At 33.8% G+C, this 3473-nt stretch carries 3 protein-coding genes; all 3 read left to right on the top strand.

Features of this window, described 5'->3' with window-relative positions; all coding sequences use genetic code 11:
- On the top strand, positions 1-827 hold an 827-nt coding region (locus NE054_RS07355), incomplete at its 5' end, for a c-type cytochrome (protein WP_297890237.1).
- 122 nt (positions 828-949) lie between these two features.
- The gene (locus NE054_RS07360; protein WP_297890239.1) at positions 950-2971 is read left to right on the top strand and encodes a thioredoxin domain-containing protein; all 2022 of its coding nucleotides are present in this window, start codon (positions 950-952) and stop codon (positions 2969-2971) included.
- A 2-nt stretch (positions 2972-2973) separates the two neighbouring features.
- A partial coding sequence (locus tag NE054_RS07365; protein WP_297890241.1) for an SDR family NAD(P)-dependent oxidoreductase occupies positions 2974-3473 on the top strand: 500 nt, incomplete at its 3' end.

Genomic DNA, 3473 nt, shown 5'->3' on the forward strand with positions numbered 1-3473 from the left:
TAAAAATACTACTGATTTTAATAGTCATCGTTTTGATAGGATACTGGGGTATTGAACCTTACGCTCATTCTGTAATGCATGGAGAGATAAAACATCCAGATTTTAAATACTCCGACATACAGACAACAGCAGCAACAACAGGAGACCCTGCAAAAGGAAAAGAGCTTTTTATGGCAAACTGTGCATCTTGCCATGGACTAAAAAATGATGGTATAAATCCGGGAATGGATAAAAACACAGCTATTACATCTTTCAACGTTTTACCTCCGGATTTGTCAAACATAGCATCCATAGTTGACCACAGATTTTTAGCTGCATTTATAAAAAATCCACAAGAAGCGACCAAAAATCCAAAATTCGCAATGCCACCAATGGCTCAACTATCAGATGAAGATGTTGGTCATATAATCGCTTACCTTTCTTCCGTTGCTAAAAAGGATTTAGATGGGAAAGAGATAACAGTTGAAGCATGTGGAAGATGCCACGGCATCAAGTATCAAAAAATCCAAGCAGAAACTCCTGCCGATAATCTAAAAGCTTACTTAGGTAAAGTTCCTCCGGACCTTTCTGTAATGGGGAAAGCGAAAGAACTTGAGTACTTAGAAACATTTATAAACAACCCACAAAATGGTCTTCCAGGAACATCTATGCCAAGATTAGGTTTAACCCAAGAAGCCACAGAAAAAGTTGTCAAATACTTAGACCAGATAGCAGACCCTCATAGAGAACAAAGAAACAAACTAGGAATTTATGTATTAGGTTATTTATTAGTAATGGCTGGACTTACTTTTGCTTGGAAGAAAAAAATCTGGAAAAACATCCACTGATTGTTAAGTAGCTTACCTCCTCACTTTTAGCCTGCCTTTTGGCAGGCTTTTTTTATGATTAAATCAATTGATTATCTTTTTAAAAATCTATAAAATCTCTTTAAAAACTTTGAGGTAATCTAATGAATAAAAAACCAAACAGGTTAATAAACGAAAAAAGTCCATATCTTCTTCAACACGCTTACAATCCGGTTGATTGGTACCCTTGGTGTGAAGAAGCTTTTGAAAAAGCAAAAAAAGAAGATAAACCAATTTTTCTATCTATTGGTTATTCTTCTTGTCATTGGTGTCATGTTATGGAAAAAGAGTCATTTGAAGATGAAGAAGTCGCTGAAATTCTAAATCAGTACTTTGTTTCTATAAAGGTAGACAGGGAAGAGCGTCCAGATGTAGATGCTGTTTACATGAATGTATGTATGTTGTTTAATGGAAATGGAGGATGGCCTTTAACTATCATTATGACTCCTGATAAAAAACCCTTTTTCGCAGGAACTTACTTTCCAAAACACAGTAGGCCCGGAAGAATAGGTTTAATAGATTTACTTCTCACTGTAGCAAAAAAATGGAAAGAAGACAAAGAAGATTTAATATCAAGGTCTGAAAAAGTTATAGAGTATCTAAAAGAAGAAAATAAAACAACATTCTCAGACTTAAAAATAGACTACATCCATGGAGGATACTACGATTTAAAAGGAAGGTTTGACAACACGTACGGAGGATTTTCAAACAAACCTAAATTTCCAACTCCTCATAATTTGATGTTTTTACTGAGATACTATTACCATACAAAAGAAAAAGATGCTTTGGATATGGTAGAAAAAACTCTTTTAAATATGAGGTTGGGAGGAATATACGACCATGTAGGATTTGGTTTTCACAGATACTCAACTGATAGACAGTGGCTTTTGCCACATTTTGAAAAAATGCTATACGACCAAGCCATGCTTTTAATGGCTTACACAGAAAGTTATCAACTAACTCAAAAAGATATTTACAAACAAACAGCACAGGAGATAATCCAGTATGTCTTAAGAGATATGACAAGTCCAGAAGGGATGTTTTACAGTGCAGAAGATGCAGACAGTGAAGGAGAAGAAGGTAAATTTTACACTTGGACAATACAAGAAATAAAAGAAGTTTTAAAAGAAGATGCAGATGTTGCCATAGAGTTGTTCAATATTAAAGAAGAAGGCAACTTTTTAGAAGAAGCTACAGGACATCTAACAGGAAGAAATGTACTACATCTTAAAAAACTTCCAGATATTCCTATGGAAAAGTTAGAGTCTATTAGACAAAGGTTGTTTGAATACAGAGAAAAAAGAATCCATCCACTAAAAGACGATAAGATGCTTACAGACTGGAATGGACTCATGATAGCTGGATTATCAAAAGCTGCCAAATCTTTTGGTAACGAAGAATATACAAAGTATGCAGAAAAAGCAACTAACTTCATAATTAAGAACATGATAATAAACGGAAAACTCTACCATCTTTATAAAGATGGCCAAGTAAAAATAAAAGGTATGTTAGATGATTATGCATTTTTTGTTTGGGGATTGATAGAACTATACGAAGCTACTGGAAAAGTCGATTACTTACAACATGCTATCAACCTTTCAAAAAAATCTATAGAGCTTTTCTATGATGAAGAAAACGGAGGATTTTATCTAAGTAAAATGGATGACTTAATAGTAAAGCCAAAAGAGTCTTTTGATGGAGCTATACCTTCCGGAAACTCTGTATCTGCTTATAACCTCTATAAACTTTATTTGATGACAGGAGATGAAGAATTTTATAAAAAATCCTATGAAACACTAAAAGCATTTGGAGAGGAGATAAAAAGACTACCTTCATATCACACAATGTTTTTAATCGCTCTCATGATGCATTTTTTCCCTACAGCAGAAGTTGTAATATCCGGAAGTAAATGGCAAGAAGTTTTAAAACACTTGAACAAAGACTTTTTACCTAACAAAGTCGTTTTAGTTAAAAATCCGGAAAACAGACAACTATTAGAAAGCTTAGCCCCTTACACAAAAGAAATGGATGTTCCAGAAGATTTTTATATATACCTTTGTAAAAACTTTACTTGCAACTTACCTGTTAAAGATATAGAATATGTTAAAGAGTTGATAAGGAAGTAAAAATGGAAATAAAAGGAAAGACCGCACTTATAACGGGTGCATCGAAGAGAATAGGAAGAGCTATCACATTAGGTCTTGCCAAAGAAGGATGTAATGTGATAATCCACTACAACACTTCTGAAAGTGAAGCATCAGAAGTAGAATCGTTAGTCAAAAGTTATGGTGTAGAAGCTTACAAAATAAAAGCTGACCTTCTAAAAGAAGAAGAAATAGTTTACCTGGCAGAACAGTCCAACGCGATAGGAGTGGATATACTCATAAACAACGCCTCTTTGTATTACAAAACACCTTTTGATACAGTAACTTTCAGTGATTTAGATAAATTTTATACAATTCATGTAAAAGCACCTTTTTATCTTTCAAAAATCCTTGGAAAACAGATGTATGAAAAAAAACAAGGGAGAATTATAAACATAATAGATTACAGTGCAATTTTACCATATCCGGATTACACCCCTTACACAGCTTCAAAAGGAGCTTTACTGACTATGACAAAAGCTTT

This window comes from Sulfurihydrogenibium sp. (genome assembly GCF_027448985.1).
Lineage (GTDB): Bacteria > Aquificota > Aquificia > Aquificales > Hydrogenothermaceae > Sulfurihydrogenibium.